Source organism: Polaromonas sp. P1_F2, from assembly GCF_056405735.1.
Window position 1 is genome coordinate 517,077 of sequence record NZ_JBFUBN010000002.1, and the last position, 25,162, is coordinate 542,238.

Consider the following 25,162-nt stretch of genomic DNA (forward strand, 5'->3'; position numbering starts at 1 on the left):
CCAGGCGGAGTTTGCAATTTCAATCAATCGGACGGGAGAGTGAGTTATGGAAATATTGCTTCAGCAGATCATCAATGGTCTGGTCCTGGGCAGCATGTATGCCCTGATCGCCCTGGGCTACACGATGGTGTACGGCATCATCAACCTGATCAATTTCGCGCACGGCGAGGTACTGATGGTGGGCGCGCTCACCAGCTGGACCATCATCGGCCTGATGCAGAGCGCCATGCCGGGCACGCCGGGCTGGCTGATCCTGCTGATATCGCTGCTGATCGCCTTTGTCGTTTGCGGCGCCCTCAATTTCGCGATTGAAAAAATCGCCTACCGGCCGTTGCGAAACTCCCCCAAGCTGGCCCCGCTGATCACCGCCATCGGCATGTCGCTGCTGTTGCAGACACTGGCCATGATCATCTGGAAGCCCAACTACAAACCCTATCCCACCCTGCTGCCGAGCGAGCCCTTCCAGGTCGGCGGCGCCGTCATCACGGTGACCCAGCTCTTCATCCTGGGCGCCACCGCCGTCTCCCTCTCCGTGCTGATGTGGCTGGTGCACTACACCAAGCTGGGCCGCGCCATGCGGGCCACCGCAGAGAACCCGCGCGTGGCGGCACTGATGGGCGTCAAGCCCGACACCGTCATTTCGGCCACCTTCATCATCGGCGCCGTCCTGGCCGCGCTGGCCGGCGTGATGTACGCCTCCAACTACGGCACCGTACAGCACACCATGGGCTTCCTGCCCGGCCTCAAGGCCTTCACGGCGGCCGTGTTCGGCGGCATCGGCAACCTGGGCGGCGCGGTGCTGGGCGGCATCCTGCTGGGCCTGATCGAATCGATAGGCGCGGGCTACATCGGGCCGCTGACGGGCGGCGTGCTGGGCAGCCAGTACTCCGACATCTTCGCCTTTATCGTGCTGATTTTTGTCCTCACGCTGCGGCCTTCGGGCTTGCTGGGTGAGCGTGTGGCGGACCGGGCGTAAGGCCCTTCCATCCGGTACACAAGGAGAACTTTGATGAATTCCACACAATCCAAAAAACTGGTGACCTTCCTGGTCGTCGCGGCGGCGCTGCTGGTGCTGCCCCTCTTGTTGCAGCAGGGCGGCAACGCCTGGGTGCGCATCGTCGACATGGCGCTGCTCTATGTGCTGCTGGCCCTGGGCCTGAACATCGTGGTCGGCTACGCCGGCCTGCTGGACCTGGGCTATGTCGCCTTCTTCGCCGTCGGCGCCTACCTGTTCGCGCTGCTGGGCTCGCCGCATCTTGCCGATGCTTTCCCCTGGATCGCCGCGCAGTTCCCGAACGGGCTGCATTTGCCGATCTGGGCCATCATCCCGGCCGCCGCGGCGCTCGCCGGCTTTTTCGGCGTGGTGCTGGGCGCCCCGACGCTCAAGCTGCGCGGCGATTACCTGGCCATCGTGACGCTGGGTTTCGGCGAAATCATCCGGGTGTTCCTGAACAACCTGGACCGCCCCATCAACCTGACCAACGGGCCCAAGGGCATCAACCAGATCGACTCGATGAAGTTCTTCGGCTTCGACCTGGGCAAGCCGCATGAGTTCTTCGGCTTCGAGGTCAACTCGGTGTCCATGTATTACTACCTGTTCCTGGTGCTGGTGATCGTCTCGGTCGTCATCTGCCACCGCCTCGAAAACTCCCGCATCGGCCGCGCCTGGATGGCCATCCGCGAAGACGAAATCGCCGCCAAGGCCATGGGCATCAACACCCGCAACCTGAAGCTGCTGGCTTTCGGCATGGGCGCTACCTTCGGCGGCGTGTCCGGCTCGATGTTCGCGGCCTTCCAGGGTTTTGTCTCGCCCGAATCCTTCAGCCTGATGGAGTCCGTCATGATCGTCGCCATGGTGGTGCTGGGCGGCATCGGCCATCTGCCCGGCGTCATCCTGGGCGCCTTGTTGCTGGCCGCGCTGCCCGAGGTGCTGCGCCACGTCGCCGGCCCGCTGCAGGCCATGACCGATGGCCGCCTTGATTCCGCCATCCTGCGCCAGCTGCTGATCGCGCTGGCCATGATCACCATCATGCTGATGCGTCCGCGCGGCCTGTGGCCGTCCGCGGAACACGGCAAGTCGCTGAACAAGGTCGTCGGCAAAGACCCCATTCAGTCAATCAACCCTTAAGGAGAATGGACATGAGCGAAACCATTCTTAAAGTCTCCGGTGTCTCCAAGCGCTTCGGCGGCCTGCAGGCCCTGAGCGACGTCGGCATCCACATCGAGCGCGGCCAGGTCTACGGCCTGATCGGCCCCAACGGCGCCGGAAAAACCACTTTCTTCAACGTGCTGACCGGCCTTTACACGCCCGACAGCGGCAGCTTCGAGCTCGCCGGCAAGGCCTACAAGCCCACCGCCGTGCATGAAGTCGCGAAGGCCGGCATCGCCCGCACCTTCCAGAACATCCGCCTCTTCGCCGACATGACCGCGCTCGAAAACGTGATGGTCGGCCGCCACATCCGCACCAAGTCCGGCCTGCTGGGCGCCGTGTTCCGTTCGCCGGGCTTCAAGCACGAGGAAGCCGCCATCGCCAAGCGTTCGCAGGAGTTGCTCGACTACGTGGGCATAGGCAAATACGCCGACTTCAAGGCGCGCACCCTGAGCTACGGCGACCAGCGCCGCCTGGAAATCGCCCGGGCGCTCGCCACCGACCCGCAGCTGATCGCGCTCGACGAGCCGGCCGCCGGCATGAACGCCACCGAAAAAGTGCAGCTGCGCGAACTGATAGACCGCATCCGCAAGGACAACCGCACCATCCTGCTGATCGAGCATGACGTCAAGCTGGTCATGGGCCTGTGCGACCGCGTCACCGTGCTCGACTACGGCAAGCAGATCGCCGAAGGCGCGCCCGCCGACGTGCAAAAAGACGAAAAAGTGATCACCGCCTATCTGGGCACAGGTCATTGAAGGAAAGCAAGAACATGGCAGCAAACACACTCCTCAAGGTCACCGGCCTGAAGGTCGCCTACGGCGGCATCCAGGCGGTCAAGGGCGTGGACTTCGAAGTCCACGACGGTGAACTGGTCACGCTGATCGGCTCCAACGGCGCCGGCAAGACCACCACCATGAAGGCCATCACCGGCACCCTGCCGATGCTGGACGGCGACATCGAATACCTCGGCAAGAGCATCAAGGGCCGCGGCGCCTGGGACCTGGTCAAGGAAGGCCTGGCCATGGTGCCGGAAGGCCGCGGCGTGTTCACCCGCATGACCATCACCGAAAACCTGCAGATGGGCGCCTACATCCGCAGCGACAAGGCCGGCATCGCCGAAGACATCGAGAAGATGTTCGTGCTTTTCCCGCGCCTGCGCGAGCGCAAGGACCAGCTGGCCGGCACCATGTCCGGCGGCGAGCAGCAGATGCTGGCCATGGGCCGCGCGCTGATGAGCCGCCCCAAGGTGCTGCTGCTCGACGAGCCCTCCATGGGTCTGTCGCCCATCATGGTCGACAAGATCTTCGAGGTTGTGAAAGACGTCTCCTCCCGCGGCGTGACGGTGCTGCTGGTCGAGCAGAACGCCAGCCGCGCGCTGGGCATCGCCAACCGCGGCTACGTCATGGAGTCGGGCAACGTCACCATGAACGGCGACGCCAAACAGCTGCTCAGCGACCCGCGCGTGCGCGCCGCCTACCTCGGCGAGTAAGCCATTGCATTGCGCCAGCCCGCGCGCCGCACGGCGCCGCGGGATGCGCATTGCAGCCGTAACACCGGCGGGCCGGCCCGGGGCCATAAATGCCTTGCCGCGCCAAATCTTTGCGCATAAAGTTCAAAGGGTGCGCCGCGCGCGCACCTTTACCGAACCCTGGGAAGCAAAAAATGAATCCAATCTTTGTCCGCGCCGCCGCCGTGACCCTGGCCTTCCTGGCTTCTTCCGCGTTTACCGGCGCCTCCGCCCAGTCGCTGCGCTGCAAGGGCGACCTTGCGCAGATCGGCAACTCCAAAGGCACCATCCTGCAAAAATGCGGCGAGCCCGTCCTGAAAGACAGCTTCTGCAAACCTGTTCAGGAAACCGTGTCCAGCGCGCCGGTCACCACGCCGACAGTGCCCACTACCTCCGGTGGCACCACCAATGTCACGGTTAACACCTGCCAGCAAGTTGAAGAGTGGACCTACAACCCCGGCTACGGCCAGTTCATGACCATGCTGCTGTTTGAAGGCGGGTCCCTCAAGAGCATTCGCTACGGGGATCGGGTCACGAAATAAGCCCCCACGCTCCCCACTGCGTGTGGTTCGCTGCCCCCCAAGGGGGCGCTGCGCCTGCGGTCTGGCAAAGCCAGTCCCGCGGCCCCTGCTGGGTTTAAGAGACCACGACGGTGAGCAATTAAAAAGGCCGGCCCCTTTGTGGGTACCGGCCTTTTTTAAGGGCGCTGGATCACTCCAGGCGCCCCGGGATCAGTCCACCTTCGCGCCGGAGGCTTTCACCACTTTTTCATACTTGGCCAGTTCGCTTTTCATGAAGGTGCCGAACTGTTCGGGCGTGCTGCCCACGGGCTCGGCCATCAGCGTGGCGAAGCGGGCCTTGGCTTCGGGGGAGTTCAGCGCGGCGACAAAAGCATGGTTGAGCTTGGCCACCACGTCTTTCGGCGTGCCCGCGGGCGCCACCAGCCCCCACCAGGTGTCGATCTCAAAACCCTTGAGCGTCTCGGCAACCGCCGGCACGTCGGGCAGCATGGCGCTGCGCTGGGCTGTTGTGACCGCCAGGGCCTTGAGCTTGCCGGCCTTGATGTTGGCCGAGGCGGTGGCGAGGTTGTCAAAGTTGTAGTCCACTTGGCCGCTGAGYAGCGCCAGCTGCGCGGGGTTGCCACCGTTGTAGGGAATGTGCAGCGCGAAGATGCCGGCTCGTGCCTTGAACATCTCTCCGGCCAGGTGGCCCGCGCTGCCGTTGCCGCCGCTGGCGTAGTTGAGCTTGGCTGGGTTGGCCTTGGCGTACTTGATCAGGTCGGCCAGCGTGTTGATGTTCAGGCGCCGCGCGGTCTCGGCGTTCATCACCAGCACATTGGGCACACGCACCATCTGCGTGATGGGCGCGAAATCGGTGGCCGCGTTGTACGGCATCTTGCTGTAAAGCCAGGGGTTGATGGCGTGCGTGGCCACCGCCGAAATGCCGACCGTGAGTCCGTCGGGCTGGGCCTTGGCGATCGCGTCGACGCCGATGTTGCCGCCGCCGCCCGGCTTGTTTTCAATGATCACGGTGCCCAGCGAGTCTTTCACGCGCTCGGCCATCAGGCGGGCCGTCGCGTCGATGGGGCCGCCGGCCGCATACGGCACGATGATGCGCATGATCTTGGCCTGGGCTAGCGCCGGGGCGGGCGACAGGGCCGCGCCGGCCATAAAACATACCGCCAGGCTTTTTGCCAGCAGGGAGGGGAGGGTGAGAGGTCGAATATTCATACCCTATTGTTGCAAAAAGTTGGCCGGGCCATGGCTGCCCGGCCTGGCGCATGCCGTTACAGCATCTTTACCTGCCAGACATGGCCGCCCGGCGGCCGCCGGGCGTTGGGATTTCATGAGGCGCCCGCTTCATGTTTTTCAACCTTCAAGCCCAAGGAAACCCCATGAAGATCCATACCCTTGTCGCCACTTTCGCCCTGGTTGCCGGTGGCGCGGCCTTTGCCCAGGCGCCTGCCGCCCCCGCGGCGCCGAAAGACCCGCTGGCCACGCCTCGCATCGACCAGCGCCAGGCCAACCAGGAAAAGCACATCGACCAGGGCATCAGCTCCGGCGCGCTGACCGCCAAAGAGACGGCCAAACTCGATAAGCGCGAAACGAAAATTGAATCCGACAAGCTGGCCGCCAAATCCGACGGCAAGGTCACGCAAGCCGAGCGCCGCAAACTGAAACGCGAAGAAAACCGCGCCGGCACCGCGATACGCCGCCAGAAGCATGACCGGCAGGTCGCGCCCGCCAAAGCCGGCTGAGCGTTCGCACCGCAGCGCTTGACCCGCGTATAAAAAAGCCCCGGCTGATGCATCAGCCGGGGCGTTTCTTGTTCTTCTTCTTTATTCTTCTTGTTTGTCGGGAGGGTGCCCGCCTGATTCAAAGTTTCAGGTTTCAGGTCTCCGCAGGCACGGTTGCCTGGGCTTTTTCTTTTTCGGTCACAAAAGAGTCGGCATAAAACTCGTCTTCCGGCAGGCCGGCCGCGGTGTACGCGGCCTGGGCCGAGTCCACCACGATGGGCGCGCCGCAAGCATACACCTGATGGCCCGACAGGTCGGCGAAATCTTCCAGCACCGCCTGGTGGACAAAGCCGGTGCGGCCGGTCCAGTTGTCTTCGGGCAGGGCATTCGAAATAACGGGTATGTAGCGCAGATTCGGCATTTCCGCGGCCCTGGCCTTGACCCATTCGTCCATGTACAGGTCGGCAGGGCGGCGGCCGCCCCAGTAGAGCACCGCCGGGCGCGTGCTGCCCTTGAACTGCAGATGCTCGATCAGCGCCTTGATGGGCGCAAAACCGGTGCCCGAGGCCAGCAGCACCATGGGCTTGTTGCTGTCTTCGCGCAGGTAGAAGCTGCCGAAGGGGCCCTCGATGCGCAGGATTTCCTTTTCCTTCATGGGGCCGAACACGTGCTCGGTGAATTTGCCACCCGGCATGTGGCGGATATGCAGTTCCACGCCCGGGTTTTCGGCCTGGGTGTGCGGCGCGTTGCCCATGGAATAAGCGCGGCGGTCGCCGTCGCGCAGCAAAAATTCCACGTACTGACCGGCGTGGTACTTAAAGACGTCGCTGGCCGGCAACTGCAGGCGCACCACCATCACGTCATGCGAGGCCTTGGCCAGGCTGTTGATGCGCACCGGCATCTTCTTGACAGGGAAGGCGCTTTCATCGGTCACATGGCGCGACTCGATGACGACGTCGGAATGGGCCGTGGCGCAGCAGGTGAGGATGAAGCCGGCGGCTTCCTCCTCGGGCGAAAGGGCCTTGACCTGATGCGCGCCGTGGGTCACCGTGCCCTCGAGTTTTTTCGACTTGCAGGAACCGCAGGCGCCGTCCTTGCAGCCGTAGGGCAGGCCTATGCCCTGGCGTATGGCGGCGGCCAGCAGGGCTTCGTCCACCTGGGCAATGAAAGTCCGGCCGCTGGGCTGCACGGTCACGTTAAAGCTCATATTCGGTATCCTTGCGGTATCTGTTCTCGACTCGGCCGGTTTTCCCGGCAACCCCCCAATTTTGCCCTCAAACTTGAACCCCCTAGGTGCGCTGCCTTTCCGTTTCCGCCGGGAGCGGATTTTGGTCGTCGGCTGCGGCGACGTGGGCTTGCGCGCCGCCCGGCAACTGCCGCGCAATGCCAGGCTGATGGCACTCACGTCTTCGCCCGCGCGCGCGCCCGAATTGCGGGCCCGTCGCATCACACCGCTGCAAGGCAACCTGGACGACGGCGCCTCGCTGCGCCGGCTGGCCGGCCTGGCCACCCGGGTGCTGCACCTGGCGCCGCCCCCCAATGACAAACCCGACGAGCGCAGCGACCCGCGCACCCTGGCCCTGCTGCGCGCCCTGCGGCTACGCAGCCTGCCGCGCTCCCTGGTCTATGCCTCCACCAGTGGGGTCTACGGCGACTGCGGCGGCGAATGGGTGCGCGAAACCCGGCCCTTGAGCCCCCACACGCCGCGCGCCGCGCGCCGCGCGCATGCCGAGGCGCATGTGCGGCTGTTCGGCCGGGCAACCGGCACCCGCGTGCACCTGCTGCGCATCCCGGGCATTTACGCGCCCGACCGCGAAGGCGGTACGCCGCGCGGCCGGCTGCTCAAGGGCACGCCGGTGCTGCGCGCCGAAGACGACGTCTACACCAACCACATCCATGCCGACGACCTGGCCCGCGCTTGCCTGGCGGCGCTGTGGCGCGGCAAGCCGCAGCGCGTGAGCAACGCCAGCGACGACAGCCAGCTCAAGATGGGCGATTACTTCGACCTGGCCGCCGACCTTTACGGCCTGCCGCGGCCGCCGCGCCTGGCGCGCGGCAGCGCCCACGAGGAACTACCGCCGGTGCTGTTGAGCTTCATGAGCGAATCGCGCCGGCTCGACAACACCCGCCTGAAGCGGGAATTGCGGCTTCGCCTGCGCTACCCGACGGTGAAAATCGGCCTGCGCGAGCATTAAAAACGCATGCCCGGTGCGTGGCGGAGCCGTTCCCGGGCAAGTCGCTTTTTCATTTGTATGTTTTTTGCAACATTCATATTTATGAATATTGTTACAAAAGAAGTAACTATTTGAAACTTGCAGACCTCACTTGGAGCCGTTTCTATTAACCGTTAAAAGATCTTTTTTTGCACTGATCTGCGGTGATTCCATTCTGCATACCATCACTTTGACGGCCCTTTCCAGCAATTAGCTGAAAAAAGGGTTTTTGCGGAGTGTGAAAAATGCACAAAAAAAATTCGAGGGGCAGTGCACCAAAGGCTGCGGAACTTGTAACAAATATTGGCTGGCGGGTGCTTCCCACCGCTCCGTCGGTCCCTGATGGATTGAGCCGGAACGCCAGTCGCGCGGCGGGCAGATGGACCTTGCGCAAACCCGTCACCGCCGTTCTGCTGCTCGGCGCCGCAACGGCTCAGGCCGGGCCGGTGGACGGCCAGGTCACCTCGGGCGCCGCCACCATCTCCCGGAACGGCTCCGCCACCACCATCACCCAGTCCAGCCAGAACGCTTCCCTGAACTGGAAAAGCTTCAACGTCGGCGCGCAGGAAAGCGTCAACTTCGTGCAACCCTCGGCCAGCGCGATCGCGGTCAACCGCATCCTGGACACCCACGGCAGCCAGATCCTGGGCCAGCTGAACGCCAACGGGCAGGTCTTCCTGATCAATCCCAACGGCATCCTGTTCGGCGCCGGCGCGCAGGTCAACGTGGGCGGACTGGTGGCGTCGACACTGGATGTCAAGGATGCGGACCTCGGCGGCGGCAAGCGCAGCTTCAGCGGCGCGGGCGCAGGCAGTGTGGTTAACCAGGGCAGCATCAATGCCGCCACGGGCGGTTATGTCGCCCTGATCGGCAACACCGTGCGCAACCAGGGAAGCATCAATGCCGCCAAGGGCACCGTGGCATTGGCGGCCGGCAGCGCCGCCACCCTGACATTTCAGGGCAACCAGCTGCTCAAGATCGAAGTGGACCAGAGCGTTCTCAACAGCCTGGCCGAGAACGGCGGGCTGATCCTGGCCGACGGCGGGCAGGCGCTCATGAGCGCCGGCGCCCGGGATTCGCTCTTGGCCAGCGTGGTCAACAACAGCGGGGTGATCCAGGCGCGCACCGTGGAAAACCGCAGCGGCACCATCATCCTGCTGGGCGGCATGGCCGCCGGTACGGCCAATGTTGCGGGCACGCTGGACGCTTCAGCGCCCAACGGCGGCAACGGCGGCTTCGTTGAGACCTCGGGCGCGCAGGTGAACATTGCCGGCGGCGCCCGGATTTCCACGGCGGCCCCCGCGGGCAACAGCGGTACCTGGCTGATCGATCCGGTGGACTTCACCATCGCCGCCTCGGGTGGGAACATCACCGGCGCGACTCTGGATGCCAACCTGGGCGCAGGCAACGTTGTCATCCAGAGCAGCAGCGGGAACACCGGCACGGCAGGCGACGTGAACGTCAACGACGTGGTGAGCTGGAGCGCCAACCAGCTGACGCTTAACGCGCAGAACAACATCAACATCAATGCCAACCTCAACGCTTCGGGCACGGGCAAGCTGGCGCTGGAATACGGCCAGGGCACGACCAGCGGTACCGGCAACACTTACACCGTCAACAACGGCGCGAAAGTCAATCTGCCGGCGGGCAACAACTTCAGCACCAAACGAGGCAGCACCGGCGCCACCCTCGCGTATACCGTCATCACCGACCTGGGCGCCGCGGGCAGCACCACCACCACCGACCTGCAGGGGATCAGCGGCAATCTCGGCGGGCGCTATGTACTGGGCGCCGACATCAATGCCGCGCCCACCAGCACCTGGAACAGCGGCGCGGGATTCGCACCGATCGGAACGGGGAATGTCAGCTGCACCCCCAACTGTTTTTACGGCACTTTTGACGGCCTGGGCCACACCATTACCGGCCTCACGATAGATCGCACGACCCGCTTCACCGGCCTGTTTGGTTCCACCGGCTCGACCAGCGTCATCCGCAATGTGGGACTGGTAGGCGGTTCAGTCAAGAGCACCGACAGCGACACGGGCCCGCTGGCAGGATGGAACGACGGCATTATCAGCAACAGCTACGCCAGCACCACCGTATCCGGAGGAGGCGATGCCGGCGGACTGGTGGGGGGAACCAGCGGCAGCTCAAAAATCGACCACAGTTACGCGACAGGCGCTGTGAGCGGCTCGGTGTTTACCGGCGGCCTGGCCGGCTACAACCAGGGCGACATCAGCAGCAGTTATGCCACCGGCACCGTGACCAGCTCAAACAATGCCGGCGGCCTGGTGGGCTACATGCTCCATACCGGCGCCATCAGCAGCAGCTATTCAAGCGCCACCGTAAACAATTCCGGCGACACCAGTGGCGGGCTGGTTGGGTTGTGGAGCGGCAGCGGCGGAAGCATCAGCAACAGTTACGCCACTGGCACCGTCACCGGCACCACCAAGACGGGTGGCTTGGTGGGGGACATGAGCAATAACGGTGGTGTTCTCAGCAACAGTTATGCCGCCGGGCAGGTGACCGGTACGGCCGGCAGTGTTGGCGGGTTGGTGGGAAGCCGGACGACAGGAACGATCAGCGGCAGCTTTTGGGATAGCACCACGACCGGCCAGGCCACCAGCTCGGGCGGCGGCACGGGCATGACCACAGCCCAGATGCAGCAACAGGCCAACTTCAACTCAGCCACGGCCGCCAACGGCAACGTCAACCCGAATTGGGACCTCAGCAACGTCTGGCGCATTTATGAGGGCAACAGCCGCCCCCTGCTCAAATCACTGATGAAGGCCACCACGGTCACCGTTGGCAATGCCAGCAAGACCTACGACAAGCTGTCCTGGAACGGCGGAACCGGCATCAGTTGCTCCAACGTGGCCTGCGGCAGCTTGTCGGGGAGCATCAGTTTCGGCGGAACCGCGCAGGGAGCGGTCAATGCCGGCAGCTACACGGTGACGGGTTCCGGCCTGTATTCGAACCAGCAAGGCTATGACATCAACATTGTCAATGGCGTGCTGACGGTGAATCCCGCCAGCCTCACGGTCACAGGTGTAGGCGCAAACAACAAGGTGTATGACGCGGGCCTGGGTACCACCTTGAACGGCACGGCCAGCGTCACGGCCATCGCCGGCGACACGGTGAGCGTGGCCGGCGCCGGCAGCGGTGCTTTCGCCGACAAGAACGTGGGCAACGGCAAGGCCGTCACCGTCACCGGCTACACGCTGGGCGGCGCCGATGCCGGCAACTATGTCATCGTGCAGCCCACGGGCCTGACCGCGAACATCACGCCGGCCAGCCTTGCCGTTGGCGGTGTGACGATCCAGAACAAGGTGTACAACGCCAACGACGCCGCCACCATCAACGGCACGGCCAGCGTTGCAGCCTTCGCCGGTGATACGGTGAACGTGGCCGGCACGGGCATCGGCCGGTTTGCCGACAAGAACGTGGGCAACGGCAAGGTGGTTACCGTGACCGGCTACACGCTGGGCGGCGCCGATGCCGGCAACTACACCGTGGTGCAACCCACAGGTTTCACGGCCAACATCACGCCGGCCAGCCTGGCTGTGACCGGCGTAGGCGCGAACAACAAGGTCTACGACACAACCACCACGGCGACGCTCAATGGCACGGCCAGTGTTGCCGCTTTGGGCGGCGATGTGGTGACCGTGGCCGGCACGGGCAGCGGCGCCTTCGCCAACAAGAACGTGGGTAACGGCAAAGCCGTGACCGTCACCGGCTACACACTGGGTGGTGCCGACGCCGGCAACTACACCGTGGTGCAGCCCACGGCAGTGACCGCCAACATCACGCCGGCCAGCCTGGCTGTCACCGGTGTGGGGGCGAATAACAAGGTCTATGACACCACCACTACCGCCACGCTCAATGGCACGGCCAGCGTGACGGCTTTGGCCGGCGATGCAGTAACGGTTGGCGGGACCGGCAGCGGCAATTTCAACAACAAAAACGTTGGCACGGGTAAAGCCGTGACCGTCACCGGCTACACCCTTGGCGGCGCCGACGCCGGCAACTACACCGTGGTTCAACCCACGGCGGTGACCGCCAACATCACACCCGCCAGCTTGACTGTCAGCGGTGTGAACGCAAACAACAAGGTCTACGACACCACCACCACCGCCACCCTCAGCGGAACGGCGGCCGTCTCGGCCCTGGCTGGCGATACCGTGACGGTGGGCGGCACCGGCAGCGGCAACTTCGCCAACAAAAATGTAGGCAACGGAAAAACCGTCACTGTCACCGGCTACACGCTGGGTGGTGCCGATGCCGGCAACTACACCGTGGTGCAGCCCACGGCTGTCACGGCCAACATCACGCCGGCCAGCCTGGTTGTGACCGGCGTAGGCGCGAACAACAAGGTGTACGACACCACCAGCACGGCTACCCTTAATGGCACTGCTGGTGTTACTGCCCTGAGCGGTGATGTTGTGACGGTGGGCGGCACCGGCAGCGGCACCTTCGCCAACAAGAACGTGGGCAACGGCAAGGCCGTCACTGTCACCGGCTACACCCTTGGCGGCGCCGATGCCGGCAACTACACCGTGGTGCAGCCCGCGGCGGTGACGGCCAATATCACACCGGCCAGCCTGGCGGTCACGGGTGTGAACGCAAACAACAAGGTCTACGACGCCACCACCACGGCGACGCTGGGCGGAACAGCGGCCGTTACGGCCCTCGCTGGCGATACCGTGACCGTGGGCGGTACCGGCAGCGGCAATTTCAACAACAAGAATGTGGGCAACGGCAAAGCCGTGACCGTCTCGGGCTACACACTTGGGGGCGCCGACGCCGGCAACTACACCGTGGTTCAACCCACGGCGGTGACTGCAAACATCACACCGGCCAGCCTCACGGTGACGGGTGTGAACGCCAACAACAAGGTGTACGACACCACCACCACGGCCACGCTCAGCGGAACAGCGGCGGTGGCAGCTTTGGGTGGCGATGCGGTGACGGTTGGCGGTGGCAGCGGCACTTTCGCCGACAAGAACGTGGGCAACGGCAAGGCCGTCACCGTCATCGGCTACACATTGGGCGGTACCGATGCCGGCAATTACACCGTTGTGCAACCCACGGGATTGACCGCCAACATCACGCCAGCCAGCCTTGCCGTCACGGGTGTGGGCGCCAACAACAAGGTCTATGACACGACCACCACGGCGACGCTCAACGGAACGGCGGTCGTCACGGCCTTGGGCGGCGATACCGTGACTGTGGGCGGCGCCGGCAGCGGTACTTTCGCCAACAAGAACGTGGGTAACGGCAAGGCCGTGACCATCACCGGCTACACCTTGGGCGGTGCCGATGCCGGTAACTACACCGTGGTTCAGCCCACGGCAGTGACAGCCAACATCACACCGGCCAGCTTGGCGGTGACGGGTGTGAGTGCAAACAACAAGGTCTACGACGCAACGACCGCCGCCACGCTCAGCGGAACGGCGGCTGTTACGGCCCTGGGGGTTGACGTCGTGACGGTTGGCGGTGGAAGTGGTGCGTTTGCCAACAAGAATGTGGGCAATGGCAAGGCCGTCACGGTCACCGGCTACACACTGGGCGGTGCGGACGGCGGCAACTACACCGTGGTCCAACCCACGGGGCTGACCGCCAACGTCACCCCCGCCAGCCTCACGGTCACAGGCGTGAATGCCAACAACAAGGTGTACGACACCACGACCGTGGCCACGCTCAGCGGAACAGCAGCGGTGGCGGCGCTGGGTGGCGACACGGTAACGGTAGGCGGCACCGGCAGCGGCAGCTTTGCCAACAAGAACGTTGGCAACGGCAAGACCGTCACCGTCACGGGCTACACACTGGGCGGTGCCGATGCCGGCAACTACACCGTGGTTCAGCCCACGGCGGTGACGGCCAACATCACACCGGCCAGCCTGGCGGTCACAGGTGTAGGTGCAAACAACAAGGTATATGACACCACCACCACGGCGACGCTCAATGGTGCGGCCGGTGTCACGGCCCTGAGCGGTGATGTCGTGACTGTGGGTGGCACGGGCAGCGGCAGCTTCGCCAACAAGAATGTGGGTAACGGCAAGGCTGTCACCGTCACCGGCTATACGCTGGGCGGCGCCGATGCCGGCAACTACACCGTAGTGCAGCCCACAGCTGTCACGGCCAACATCACCCCGGCCAGCCTGGCCGTCACCGGCGTGGGTGCCAACAACAAGGTCTATGACACTACCACCACCACCACGCTGAACGGCACGGCCGGCGTCGCGGCCCTGGGCGGTGATGTCGTGACGGTGGGTGGCACCGGCAGCGGCAATTTCGCCAACAAGAATGTTGGCAACGGCAAGGTTGTCACCGTCACCGGCTACACACTGGGTGGCGCTGACGCCGGCAACTACACCGTGGTGCAACCCATAGCTGTCACGGCCAACATCACACCGGCCAGCCTGGCCGTCACGGGCGTGGGGGCCAACAACAAGGTCTACGACAGCACGACCACCGCCACCCTCAATGGCACGGCAAACGTCGCGGCCCTGGGCGGTGACGTGGTGACGGTTGGCGGCGGCAGCGGCGCCTTCGCCAACAAGAACGTGGGCAATGGCAAGGCCGTCACCGTCACCGGCTACACCTTGGGTGGTGCCGATGCCGGCAATTACACCGTCGTGCAACCTGCCGGCGTCACGGCCAACATCACCCAGGCCACCCTCGCCGTCACGGGTGTGGGCGCCAACAACAAGGTCTATGACACCACGACCACCGCCACGCTGAACGGTACGGCCGGTGTCACGGCCCTGGGCGGTGATGTGGTGAGCGTGGCCGGTACCGGCAGCGGCAGCTTCGCCGACAAGAACGCAGGAAATGGCAAGGCCGTGACCGTGACCGGCTACACGCTGGGCGGCGCCGACGCAGGCAACTACGTCATCGCGCAGCCCGGCGGCGTCACCGCGAACATCACCCAGGCCAGCCTGGCCGTCACCGGTGTGAACGCCCAGAACAAGGTGTTTGACGGCACAACCGCAGCCACCCTGGGCGGCACCGCCGCCGTCACCGCCCTGGCCGGCGATGTGGTCAGCGTCGGCGGCGGCGGCCGCGGTGCTTTTGCCGACCCGAACGTGGGCAATGGCAAAGCCGTGACCGTGACCGGCTTTACCCTGGGTGGTGTCGATGCCGGCAATTACACGGTGGTGCAGCCCACCGGGCTGACGGCCGCCATCACGCCTTTGCCCGCGGCACCTGTGCCCGCTCCCGCGCCGGCGACGTCCGGGCGGGGATTGGGAGCGGATGGTGACGGCATACGTTCGGCCATGCAACAGGCCCTGGATACGGAGCGCTCTACATCCAGCTCCAACGCCAACGCCAACTCCAACGCCAAATCCAATCCCAACGCCAGCTCGACCGAGGCATCGTCAACCCTGCGCGTGACGCACAGCGCAAGCACCGACGCATCGTCGGGCGGTGAGGCGCTGGAGCTGTCCAGCCGGCCCGCCGAGGTGGTGGTGGAGGACACGCCCCTTGCCGCGGGAAGAAAAGACCCGCGCCTGCACATCGTTGACGGCGGCGTGCAGCTGCGGATCGGTGTGCTCTCCGCCAAAAAATAAAACCGGTCGCCCCACGGAAGTTTTTCATGAAATGCCTCGTATCCCGAAAGCACGTGGTGCTGCTGCTGGCCGCCGCGCCCTTGTTGGCGGCCCAGGCGGCCGATCCCCCACCGGTCGATATCGGCGGCATCCTGCAGCAGGTCCAGCCGTCCCAGCCATTCGCGCCGCCGCCCCGCGGGGAAGGGCCGTCCCTCAACAACCAGGAAAGTGCCCCGGCGCCGCCCGTACGTCCCCCGGTTTCGGTGGACGTCAAATCGATCCAGATCCTCGGCAACACCGTGGTCGAGACGGACACCCTGCATGGGCTGGTAGCCGATGCGGAAGGCAAAACCCTGACGCTTGACCAGCTCGATGAAATGGCGACGCGCATCAGCAGGTACTACCGCGGCCGCGGCCACACCTTTGCGCGCGCCGTGGTGCCCGCGCAGGTGATCCAGTCGGGCATTGTGCGTTTTCTGGTGATAGAGGCGCGCTACGGCAAGGTCGGCATCGACAACCAGACGCGCGTGAACGACCTGCTGCTGCAGGCGACGGCGGCGCCGCTGCAAGGCGGGCAGCCGGTCGAGCAGGCTTTGCTCGACAGGTCCCTGCTGCTGATGTCGGACATACCCGGCGTGGTGGTGCAGGCGACCTTGAGGCCCGGCGACGGCATGGGAAGCTCGGACCTGAGCATCCAGGTCGCGCCCGGCCAGGCGGTCTCCGGAAGCCTGGTTCTGGACGACTACGGCAACAGCTATACGGGCAGGGGCCGGCTCGGTGGCACGGTGTACTTCAACAACCCCTTGCGGCGTGGCGATGTCCTGGGCGTGGGCGGCCTGAGTTCAGGCGCCGGGGTCAACTACGGGCGCGTGAGTTACGAGTCCTTGTTGAACGGGCAGGGCACGCGCGGCGGCGCCGCCTATTCCATGCTGAACTACAAAATCGGCGGATCCTTGCAGGAGCTAGGCGCGCATGGTTCCGCCGAAACCAAAAGCCTGTGGGGCAGGCATCCGCTGCTGCGAAGCCAGACGGCCAATGTCTACGGCCAGGTCCAGTACGACAACCTGCAGTTGCGTGAGCGCATCGATATGGCGGGCATGAAGACCGACCGGCATCTCGGCAGCTGGGTTTCAAGCCTGAGCGGGGACTGGCGCGACACCCTGTTGTCCGGCGGCATCAACACCTGGAGCCTGACATGGAGCCGGGGCCGGGTGGGCTTTGACGCAGCGGAGGCCCAACTGGCGGACGCGGCCGGCGCAAGAACTGAAGGCTGGTTTTCAAAGACCAACCTGAACTTCTCCCGGCTGCAGCGCTGGGGAGACAAGGGCACGGTGTATTTGTCCTGGGCGGGCCAATGGGCGAACACCAACCTCGACTCGTCGCAAAAAATGTCCGTGGGCGGGCCCTATTCCGTCCGTGCCTACGACGTGAGCGCGCTGTCGGGCGATGCCGGTTACCGCGCAAGCATTGAGCTGCGCTACGACCTGGGTCAGGCCGGCGGCGGGAAACTCCAGGCGCTGGCGTTCTGGGACGGTGCTTACCTCAAGGTCAATCAGCGCCCCTGGACGGCCGGCGCCAACAGCGCGAACTTCAGCGGCGCCGGGGTCGGGCTTGACTGGACCGGGTTCAACCAGTGGCGAGCTCGGGCCTACCTCGCCTCGCCGCTGGGGCCTGCACCTGAGCTGGTCAAGGCGCCGGATGCGATGCGGATGTGGACAGAAGTCGCTTACCGGTTCTGATGTTCTTTGTTCTTATGAGCGCTGCTGCTTTTTGCTTAGGCTTGCTGGCCGGTTTTGCTCCGGCCCTTGTGCTCTTGTTCTCTCTGCTGAGGGCGGTTGGCCGGGGGTTGCCCGGCGGCAAGTAACTTTCTTTTGCTTCGCCAAAAGAAAGTCACCAAAGAAAAGGCGACCCGCAGTCTGGGTCCCTACGCTTCGCTACGGGCAACCTGCGGTGCTCGAGCCAAGCGGGGTCCGGCTAAACTCGCTTCGCTCAGACAACGCCGGCCCTGATCCGCTTGTCTCTGCGCTCCTCGGCCCAGCCAGGACGGGGCAAGCGGGAACGGGGACAGAAGACAAACACCAAAGAATAAACCAAGACAAACAAGGACTCGCCAAGGCGAGTCCTTGTTTCTTCAGGTCTTCGGTATTGGTATTCCTTCCCCACCCCTTGTGGATGCGCCGAGGAGCGGAGGTCCAGACGGATCAGGGATCGCGTTGTTTGAGCGAAGCGAGTTTAGCGAGACCCCGTCTGGACCGAGCACCGCAGGTTGCCCGTAGCGAAGCGCAGGGACGCAGCAACCAGGGTCGCCTTTTCTTTTGCTTACTTTTCTTTTGGCGAAGCAAAAGAAAAGTGAGTAGCTGCCGGGCTACCCCCGGCCAGCAGCCCTCAGCAGAGAGAACAAAAGCGCAAAGGCCGGAGCAAGACCCGGCCACCAATCCCTTTCAATTCCATGAACAAAGCCCTGTTTTGCGTCTTGTTCGGGCACAAGCGCCCGAACTTTTCTTGATACCGTGCATGAGCTTGGCCTCTCCCGCGCCTTCAGACGGAAGCGGCTTGCAGGAGACAACACCATGCAACTGGACAATTTAAAGATCAGCACGCGGCTGGGCGCGGGTTTTGGCCTGGTATTGCTGCTGACCGGCGGCTTGCTGGCCGTGGGCCTGAGCCACCTCGCCGGCGCCGGCGCCTTCAGCCGCGATGTGAGCGGTGACGCCTGGACCCGTGCCGGCGCCGTGGCGGCATTGGCCGCTTCATCGCAGGCCAATGCGCGCGCCACCCTGGAACTGTCCCTGGCGGGCGATCCCACGCAGGCGGCCGCCGCGCGCCGCCAACTGGCGCTTGGCGACAAGAACATCACGGACGCACTTGCGGTGCTGGAGGCCGGCGCCCCGCCGGCCGAAGAGAAAACCTTGCTGGCTGGCGTGCGCGGCGCGCAGGCCGCCCATGCCCAGGCGCTTGCCAAAACGGCCAGGCAATTCGAAGCGGGCGACCGCGACGGGGCCTCCCGCGCCTGGGCGGGCGAAGCCGGCCCCGCGCTGGATCGGCTGCAGCAGGAACTGGCGGCACTGGCCCAGCTGCAGGCGCGGCGAGCCAAGTCGGGCGGTGAGGCTGTCGCAAGCGGCATCGCATCGGCGCAGCGCTGGATGCTGGGCCTGGCACTGGCTGCTTTGTTGGTGGGCGCGGCCGTAGCCTGGCGGCTGGGCCGCAGCATCGCGCAGCCGCTCAATGAAGCGATTTACATCGCCGAAACCGTGGCCGCCGGCGACCTCAGCCAGGAGTTTTCCACTGAGCGCGGCGGCGATTTCGGCCGGCTGCTGGGCGCGCTCGGTGACATGGAAGACACGCTGACCGACCTGGTCAGCCGCATCAAGGCCTCGACCGACTCCATCACCCTGGCGTCCGGCGACATCGCCGCCGGCAACGCCGACCTGTCGCGCCGCACCGAAGAGCAGGCCGCCTCGCTGGAGGAAACCGTCTCCAGCATGGAAGAGCTGACCTCCACCGTCAGGCTCAACGCCGAGCATGCGCGCTCGGCCAGCGGGCTGGCGGCCACCGCCTCGGGCACCGCGGAACAAGGCGGCGCGGTCGTGGCCCAGGTGGTCGACACCATGGCGGCCATCAGCGGCAGTTCCAAAAAAATCGTGGACATCATCGCCGTCATCGAAGGCATCGCTTTTCAGACCAATATCCTGGCGCTCAACGCGGCTGTGGAAGCCGCGCGCGCCGGCGAGCAGGGCCGCGGCTTTGCCGTGGTGGCCAGCGAAGTGCGCGGCCTCGCCCAGCGCAGCGCCCAAGCCGCGCGCGAAATCAAGGCGCTGATCGCCGACTCCGTGGCGCACGTCGAGAACGGCTCCGAGCTGGTCGGCCAGGCCGGCCGCACCATGCAGGACATCGTGCAGGCCGTCAAGCGCGTCAGCAGCCTGCTCGAGCAAATCTCCGCCGCCTCGGTCGAGCAAAGCAACGGCATCGAACACGTGAACCAGGCCATGGTGCTGATGGACAAGGCGACCCAGCAGAACGCCGCGCTGGTCGAGCAGGCCTCCACGGCCGCGGCCTCGCTGGCCGAGCAGACGCTGCAGCTGCAGGCCGCGGTCGATGAGTTCAAGCTGGACGCGGAACCCGAAACCGCGCCGTCCACCGCGCTGCACTTTCAGGCGATAGGCAAGAACCTGCACCGCACGGCGCCGCTTCCGGCATAGCGCCGTGGCGCCGGTCAGATACCGGGCGGTTTTTTGAGCGTCTGCATGCGGTCCTGGCCGCGCAGCACGATGGTCTTGATCTCCGCGCCCTGCAGCACCGTGAGGCGGATTTCCGCATCCGGTGCGGCGTGGTCCCAGAGCTTTTTGTAAAAGGCTTCCAGCGTCGCGACTTTCGCGTCGTCAACCGCCAGCACCACGTCGCCCGCCGACAGCCCGGCCAGGTCCGCTGGGCTTTCCTTGCTCACGCGCAGGATCTGTATGCGCCCGCCCTGGTCGTTGGAGGTGATGCCCAGCCAGGGCCTGCGGCTCTTGGCGCTGTAACCCGCGCGCTGCAGCTCCGCGAGGATGGGCCGCAGCAGGTCCACCGGCACAAACATATTGCCCGGCAGGCGGCGGTTCTCGCCCGTCGCGTCCGACACGAACAGCGAACCTATGCCCATCAGCTCGCCGCGCTGGTTGAAGAGCGGTGCGCCGCTGTGGTTGCCGCCGCTGGCCAGCACCGGCGGGCTGGTGAACAGCGCCGATTCAATATGGTATTCCCAGCTGCCCGAGAACGCGCGCCGGCTGACCAGCCGCGTCATGCTCACGTCCCCGTCCTCGTCCGGCTGCGGGCCCGTCACCGCCATCAGCGGCTCGCCCGGCTGCAAGTCCCGGCTGCTGCCCAGTGCCGCCACCGCCACATTGCGCAGCGGCAACAGCGGGCGCAGCAGGCCGAAACCCGTGGCCAGGTCGTAGGCCACGGCGCGTGCCGGCAGCGTCCTGTTGTCCTGGGTGACGATCTCGATCTGCTCGGCCTCCAGCATCAGGTAGCCGATCGTCAGGATCAACCCGTCCTGGCTGATCAGCACACCCGAACCGGCGCGCCGCAAGCCCAGCGTCTCGGCCGAGCGAGCGTCTTCCGTCGCCGTGACCTTGACCCCCACCACCGCCGTCGTGGCCCGGTTCAGCGCGTCCATCATGGCTTGCGCAGGCGGCGGCGGTGGCGTGGCCGCATGGACCGCGCCTGCCAGCAAGCTGCTTGAGAGGAGGAGGTAGAGCCAATGACGCAGATGCAGGGTGCACATGACGGACTCCAGACGCGGCCAGGGGCGTGGGCACAGAAGAAAATGGGCCGGCCGCGTTGGGAGAATGCGCTTTATTAAATGGTGTTGCAAGCGGCAGGGTCAAAAAACCGCAGCAAAGAGTAAGCGCGCGCAAACCGGGGCGCCAGCGCTGCCCGGGCTTGCCGCCGGCTCGACGTGCGGGCAGAGACCTTGAGTGGAGTGCCGGCGGCGTTGGACAGAAGATCAGCTAGCAGGTCAAAGGCCTGTCGGGCAAGCTGCAAAGAAACATCACGCGCGTCTATGACGCCTTGAACCGGGTCCAGAAAATCACCGGTGCGAGCAACTGAGAACTATCCAATGCAGTAAAAATCAGCGGCGCAGATATTCAATTCTTTCTACTTACCTCGCGTAAATAATGTCAGTTGTAAAAAGTGCACTGTCATGGCTTTCGCATTGACAGGCCCCGGAGCCTCATCAACACTTCCTCTCAAACAGCAACAGAGGGTGGGATGCATGACAAGACAATTCTTTCGGCGCGTCGGCCGGCGGTCCATTGCGGCTCCGGCATCACTGCATGTGGCACGCCAGCCCTTATCCCTGCTTCCGATTTCCCCTTCGAGCCCGCACGCATCCCCCAGGGTGTTTGACGAATACCGTCTGAATCCCTAGAGCCCGGGCTCGGGACATGACGGCAATATTGCCGGGCGGAAACGCCCGAACCTCCACTTGCACCGATGGCCATGCGGGCCCGCAGCTTGGCGGCAGCGCCATGGAATTGGCGGGGGTTGCTAAAACGCAAGGTGGTAGAGGCTATGGCGGGGGAAAGGCGCCTGCGTCAATGATGAGGCGGTTTTTTTTCCTGTGCATGGTGATTTCATTTTTCACCATGGGCTCATCCGCCTGGAGCGAAACGATTCCGGGGGAAAAATTTTGGGGCTGGCCCAAAGGCGCTGGCTCCCCCTGGGGCAGTCCTAATTGCCCTGCCGCCACCTATGAGTTCATTACCAAAGATGAATTTGGATGTGCGCCTATTGCGGCGCAATGCCACCCCAACAGGGGGCAGGCGGGTTATTCGCCGTTTCAGGGCAAGGCCGCCTGCAATATGTACACCGCCGACAACAGGTTGGCCGGAACCGGATTCGGCTGGACTGTATGCCCGTCGGGATTCGCCCTGGACCCCGGCGGGACAAGCTGTACGCGTCCCAACTGCAGCGATCCAAGGGAATTCCGGAACGATGAGGGAATATGCGTCCCCATTCGCCCCGAATCCGCATCGGAAGAAAAATCCTCACCGTCACCATGCAATGCCTGCCCTTGCCCGCCTCCACCGCCGGATGGTCTCAAAGCAGGCAATCCCATCGTTCCGGGAACCGGAGAAAAGATCCTCACTGAACAGGACATCGCGGGTTCGGGCCCTGATGCATTGAGCTTTGTCAGGTACTACGGCAGCAGCCGGGTGGTCGGTGCGGCCACCGGGGCCATACCTGCCGGTTTGGGTAAACCTTGGTCGCACAGCCAGTCCGCCTTCCTCAAGCAGGACGGGATCAGCGGCATGGCCGGGACCATGGCCCGGGTGATGTTTGGCGACGGCAGCGTGCGGGGCTTCCACTGGGATACGGCAAGCAACCAATGGAAGCCTGCCAACAGCGCAGACACCCTGGCATCCAACCCGGCGGGTTTGCAATACAAGAGGCTGGACGACGACTCCGTATGGCAGTTCGATGCGACGGGGAAATTGCTGACTGTGACGCAGAGAAACGGCTGGGTCAGAACATATACCTACAGCACCGTCAATACCCCCGCGAGCACTGCACCCGCCGCAGGCCTTCTCATTGCGGTGCAGAACCATTTCGGCCGCACCCTGGGTTTCAAGTACAACGCGGCCGGCCAGCTGGCCGGCGTCACGGCCTCCGATGGCCAGGTCATCAGCTACAGCTACGACGGTACGGCCGCCACAGCCCGGCTGACGGCCGTGGGCTACCCGAACATCGCAGGAGGCACGGCCAGCAAGACCTACCTCTACGAGAACAGCGGTTACCCGCAACTGCTGACCGGCATCATTGACGAGAAGGGCAACCGCCTGGCCACTTACGCTTACGACAGCCAGGGCCGGGGCGTCAGTACCCAGTACAGCGGCGGTGCCGGGCTGCACAGCATCAGTTATGGCGCCGGCGGTTCAGCGACGGTGACGGACCCCCTGGGTACCCAGCGCACCTACAGCTATGGAGCCGCCAAAGGGAAGCTTGCCGTTCTGGGCGCCGACAAGCCCAGCGGGACCGGAGACGCTTCCGCAGCCAGCCGGGTGCAGGATGCCAAAGGCTTCATCACCGAGGAGACCGACTTCCTGGGTGTCAGCACCATGTACACCTGGGACATCACCCGACGTCTGCCCGTGACAACCACCAAAGCGGCTGGTTTGCCCGAAGCGCAAGCCAGCACGACGCAGTGGCACGCCAACTACCGGCTTCCCGTGCTTGTCACCCAGGAGGGGAGGGCCACTGCCTATGTGTATGACGGCGCCGGAAACAGGCTCAGCCAGACCGTGACGGACACAGTAGGCAATGTGAGCCGCATGAGCAGCTGGACTTACAACGCCAATGGACAGGTTCTTACCGCCAAAGGTCCTCGGACCGATGCCGATGACACCACCCGCTTCGCCTACTACACCACGTCAACCGACTTCACCGACCTGTCGGCCAGCTCGGATCCCTTCTTTGATTCGGTAAGCCTTTTGCTGCACGGGGACGGCCTCAACGGTGCCGTCGCGGTCACCGACAGCAGTGCGGTTTCCAAGCCCGTGACGGTGGTGGGCAACGCCGTGATCAGCACGGCCGAAAGCAAATTTGGCGGCGCGTCCCTGCGCTTTGATGGCGTGCGCGATTATGTTTCCATGCCGGCCGATTCTTCGCTGGCCATGAAGTCCTCCGACTTCACCATCGAGATGTGGATCCACAAGCTGGGAAACAACGCGAACTACTCGCGCCTGTGGGATCCCGACGGTGATTTTTATACGGACATCAACCTCCAGATTGACCCCAATGGCAATCTGGTGACGCATGGATCATCCAGCGGGACGGGATGGAATGCCTGGGCTTATACGACGGGCATACCGATACCCAACGGCGTCTGGAAACACGTGGCGCTGGTGAGGTCGGGCGGGACTTTGACCCTGTATGTGGATGGCGCCGGCACGGTCATCACCACGGCCCTGGGCGCGTCGGTTCTGCACGACAGCGGAAACCGGCATGCGATCGGCGGTCAAGGCGTGCATGCTGACAAGTCATTCAACGGCTACATCGATGAGGTGCGCGTCACCAAAGGCGTCGCAAGGTATTCGACCAACTTCACGCCACCCACGCAAGCTTTTCCAGGCAGGGGAATCGTCTTTGACCCAAATGCCGTGGGGCATACGGCAGGAGATCTCCAGTCGATCACGAACGCGGCCGGCCACGTCACGCAGTTCACGCTGTACGACAGGGCGGGGCGTGTGCGCCAGATGGTCGACCCCAGTGGCGTGGTCACCGATATGGTGTACACCCCCCGGGGCTGGGTCGGCAGCGTGACGGTGACCCCGCCCGGCGGCACGGCACGCACCACCAGCTACACCTACGACAGCGCAGGCCAGCTCACGGGCGTGACCCTGCCCGACGCCACAACGCTGGGCTACAGCTACGACGCAGCCCATCGCCTGACGGGCGTCACCGATGCCAGAGGCAACACCGTGAGCTACACATTGGATGCGATGGGCAACAAGGTCGGCGAGCAGGTCAAGGACCCCTCGGGCAACCTGCAAAGAAACATCACGCGCGTTTATGACGCCTTGAACCGGGTCCAGCAAGTGACGGGAGCGAGCAATTGAATCACCTGGTAAAAACGCTGGCCGGAGCAATTTTTGCTTCGACAGGCGTGCTTTCTCCTGTAGCCGCCGCACCTTCGGATTGCGTTGGAACCTCATTGGACGGGCAGGCTGTTTGTAGTTCGCCTACATATGCACCGGCAACTTACAGCTTGTGCACGGAGACCGGCTCATACCTCTACATTGACAACGCCTTTAATGCTTGCTTCGGCGAGCTCGGTCTGAGTTCGCCGTTGACCAGTGATAGCCAGGTTATTGCTGTCACCAACTGCGCCGACAGAAAACTGAGGTCGAATGCGGCGGGTTCGGGGTACAGCGGTCCGGTCCCATGGGCGCCTGCGGGCCTGAAAAGCCCGGTTGACAATTTGTGCTGGTCGGAAGTTCCATCCAGGATTGTGAACGG

Annotated in this window: 14 protein-coding genes; 11 read left to right on the forward strand and 3 right to left on the reverse strand. The window is 64.3% G+C overall.

What is annotated here, in order from left to right:
• Window positions 1–46: 46 nt before the first annotated feature.
• From AC1D0O_RS06370 to AC1D0O_RS06390, 5 genes are all read left to right on the forward strand, one after another.
• Entirely contained in the window at window positions 47–976 is a 930-nt protein-coding gene (locus AC1D0O_RS06370; protein ID WP_477652691.1) for a branched-chain amino acid ABC transporter permease, read from the forward strand.
• A gap of 33 nt (window positions 977–1,009) precedes the next feature.
• Entirely contained in the window at window positions 1,010–2,128 is a 1,119-nt protein-coding gene (locus AC1D0O_RS06375) for an ABC transporter permease subunit (protein ID WP_477652692.1), read from the forward strand.
• Window positions 2,129–2,139: 11 nt separating this feature from the next.
• Complete coding sequence (locus AC1D0O_RS06380) at window positions 2,140–2,907, forward strand: ABC transporter ATP-binding protein (protein ID WP_477652693.1); 768 nt, start codon at window positions 2,140–2,142, stop codon at window positions 2,905–2,907.
• Window positions 2,908–2,921: 14 nt separating this feature from the next.
• The gene (locus AC1D0O_RS06385) at window positions 2,922–3,641 is read left to right on the forward strand and encodes an ABC transporter ATP-binding protein (RefSeq protein WP_074578237.1); all 720 of its coding nucleotides are present in this window, start codon (window positions 2,922–2,924) and stop codon (window positions 3,639–3,641) included.
• Between the two features lie 173 nt (window positions 3,642–3,814).
• A complete protein-coding gene (locus AC1D0O_RS06390) occupies window positions 3,815–4,201 on the forward strand; it encodes a DUF2845 domain-containing protein (RefSeq protein ID WP_477652694.1) in 387 nt (128 codons plus the stop codon).
• Between the two features lie 189 nt (window positions 4,202–4,390).
• Here AC1D0O_RS06390 and AC1D0O_RS06395 read toward each other — a convergent pair whose 3' ends face one another.
• Window positions 4,391–5,329, reverse strand: a complete 939-nt coding sequence (locus tag AC1D0O_RS06395; RefSeq protein ID WP_477652814.1) for a Bug family tripartite tricarboxylate transporter substrate binding protein — start codon at window positions 5,327–5,329, stop codon at window positions 4,391–4,393.
• A gap of 224 nt (window positions 5,330–5,553) precedes the next feature.
• Here AC1D0O_RS06395 and AC1D0O_RS06400 point away from each other — a divergent pair, with 224 nt between their 5' ends.
• On the forward strand, window positions 5,554–5,916 hold the full coding sequence (locus tag AC1D0O_RS06400; protein ID WP_477652695.1) for a hypothetical protein: 363 nt from the start codon (window positions 5,554–5,556) through the stop codon (window positions 5,914–5,916).
• Window positions 5,917–6,049: 133 nt separating this feature from the next.
• On the opposite strand, the gene AC1D0O_RS06405 is transcribed toward AC1D0O_RS06400, so the two are convergent.
• Window positions 6,050–7,102: a CDP-6-deoxy-delta-3,4-glucoseen reductase gene (locus tag AC1D0O_RS06405; RefSeq protein ID WP_477652696.1), complete on the reverse strand. Its 1,053-nt coding sequence runs from the start codon at window positions 7,100–7,102 to the stop codon at window positions 6,050–6,052.
• 61 nt (window positions 7,103–7,163) lie between these two features.
• On the opposite strand from AC1D0O_RS06405, the gene AC1D0O_RS06410 reads away from it, so the two are divergent.
• The 4 genes from AC1D0O_RS06410 to AC1D0O_RS06425 all read left to right on the forward strand — a co-directional run bounded on the left by AC1D0O_RS06410 (window position 7,164) and on the right by AC1D0O_RS06425 (window position 19,860).
• Window positions 7,164–8,090: an NAD-dependent epimerase/dehydratase family protein gene (locus AC1D0O_RS06410; protein ID WP_477652697.1), complete on the forward strand. Its 927-nt coding sequence runs from the start codon at window positions 7,164–7,166 to the stop codon at window positions 8,088–8,090.
• A gap of 404 nt (window positions 8,091–8,494) precedes the next feature.
• On the forward strand, window positions 8,495–15,682 hold the full coding sequence (locus tag AC1D0O_RS06415) for a YDG domain-containing protein (protein ID WP_477652698.1): 7,188 nt from the start codon (window positions 8,495–8,497) through the stop codon (window positions 15,680–15,682).
• Between the two features lie 26 nt (window positions 15,683–15,708).
• A complete protein-coding gene (locus AC1D0O_RS06420) occupies window positions 15,709–17,400 on the forward strand; it encodes a ShlB/FhaC/HecB family hemolysin secretion/activation protein (RefSeq protein WP_477652699.1) in 1,692 nt (563 codons plus the stop codon).
• 831 nt (window positions 17,401–18,231) lie between these two features.
• Entirely contained in the window at window positions 18,232–19,860 is a 1,629-nt protein-coding gene (locus AC1D0O_RS06425; protein ID WP_477652700.1) for a methyl-accepting chemotaxis protein, read from the forward strand.
• 14 nt (window positions 19,861–19,874) lie between these two features.
• Here the strand turns inward: AC1D0O_RS06425 and AC1D0O_RS06430 are convergent, their stop codons facing one another.
• Complete coding sequence (locus tag AC1D0O_RS06430) at window positions 19,875–20,924, reverse strand: S1C family serine protease (protein WP_477652701.1); 1,050 nt, start codon at window positions 20,922–20,924, stop codon at window positions 19,875–19,877.
• 1,081 nt (window positions 20,925–22,005) lie between these two features.
• On the opposite strand from AC1D0O_RS06430, the gene AC1D0O_RS06435 reads away from it, so the two are divergent.
• A complete protein-coding gene (locus AC1D0O_RS06435; RefSeq protein WP_477652702.1) occupies window positions 22,006–24,762 on the forward strand; it encodes a LamG-like jellyroll fold domain-containing protein in 2,757 nt (918 codons plus the stop codon).
• Window positions 24,763–25,162: the final 400 nt, after the last annotated feature.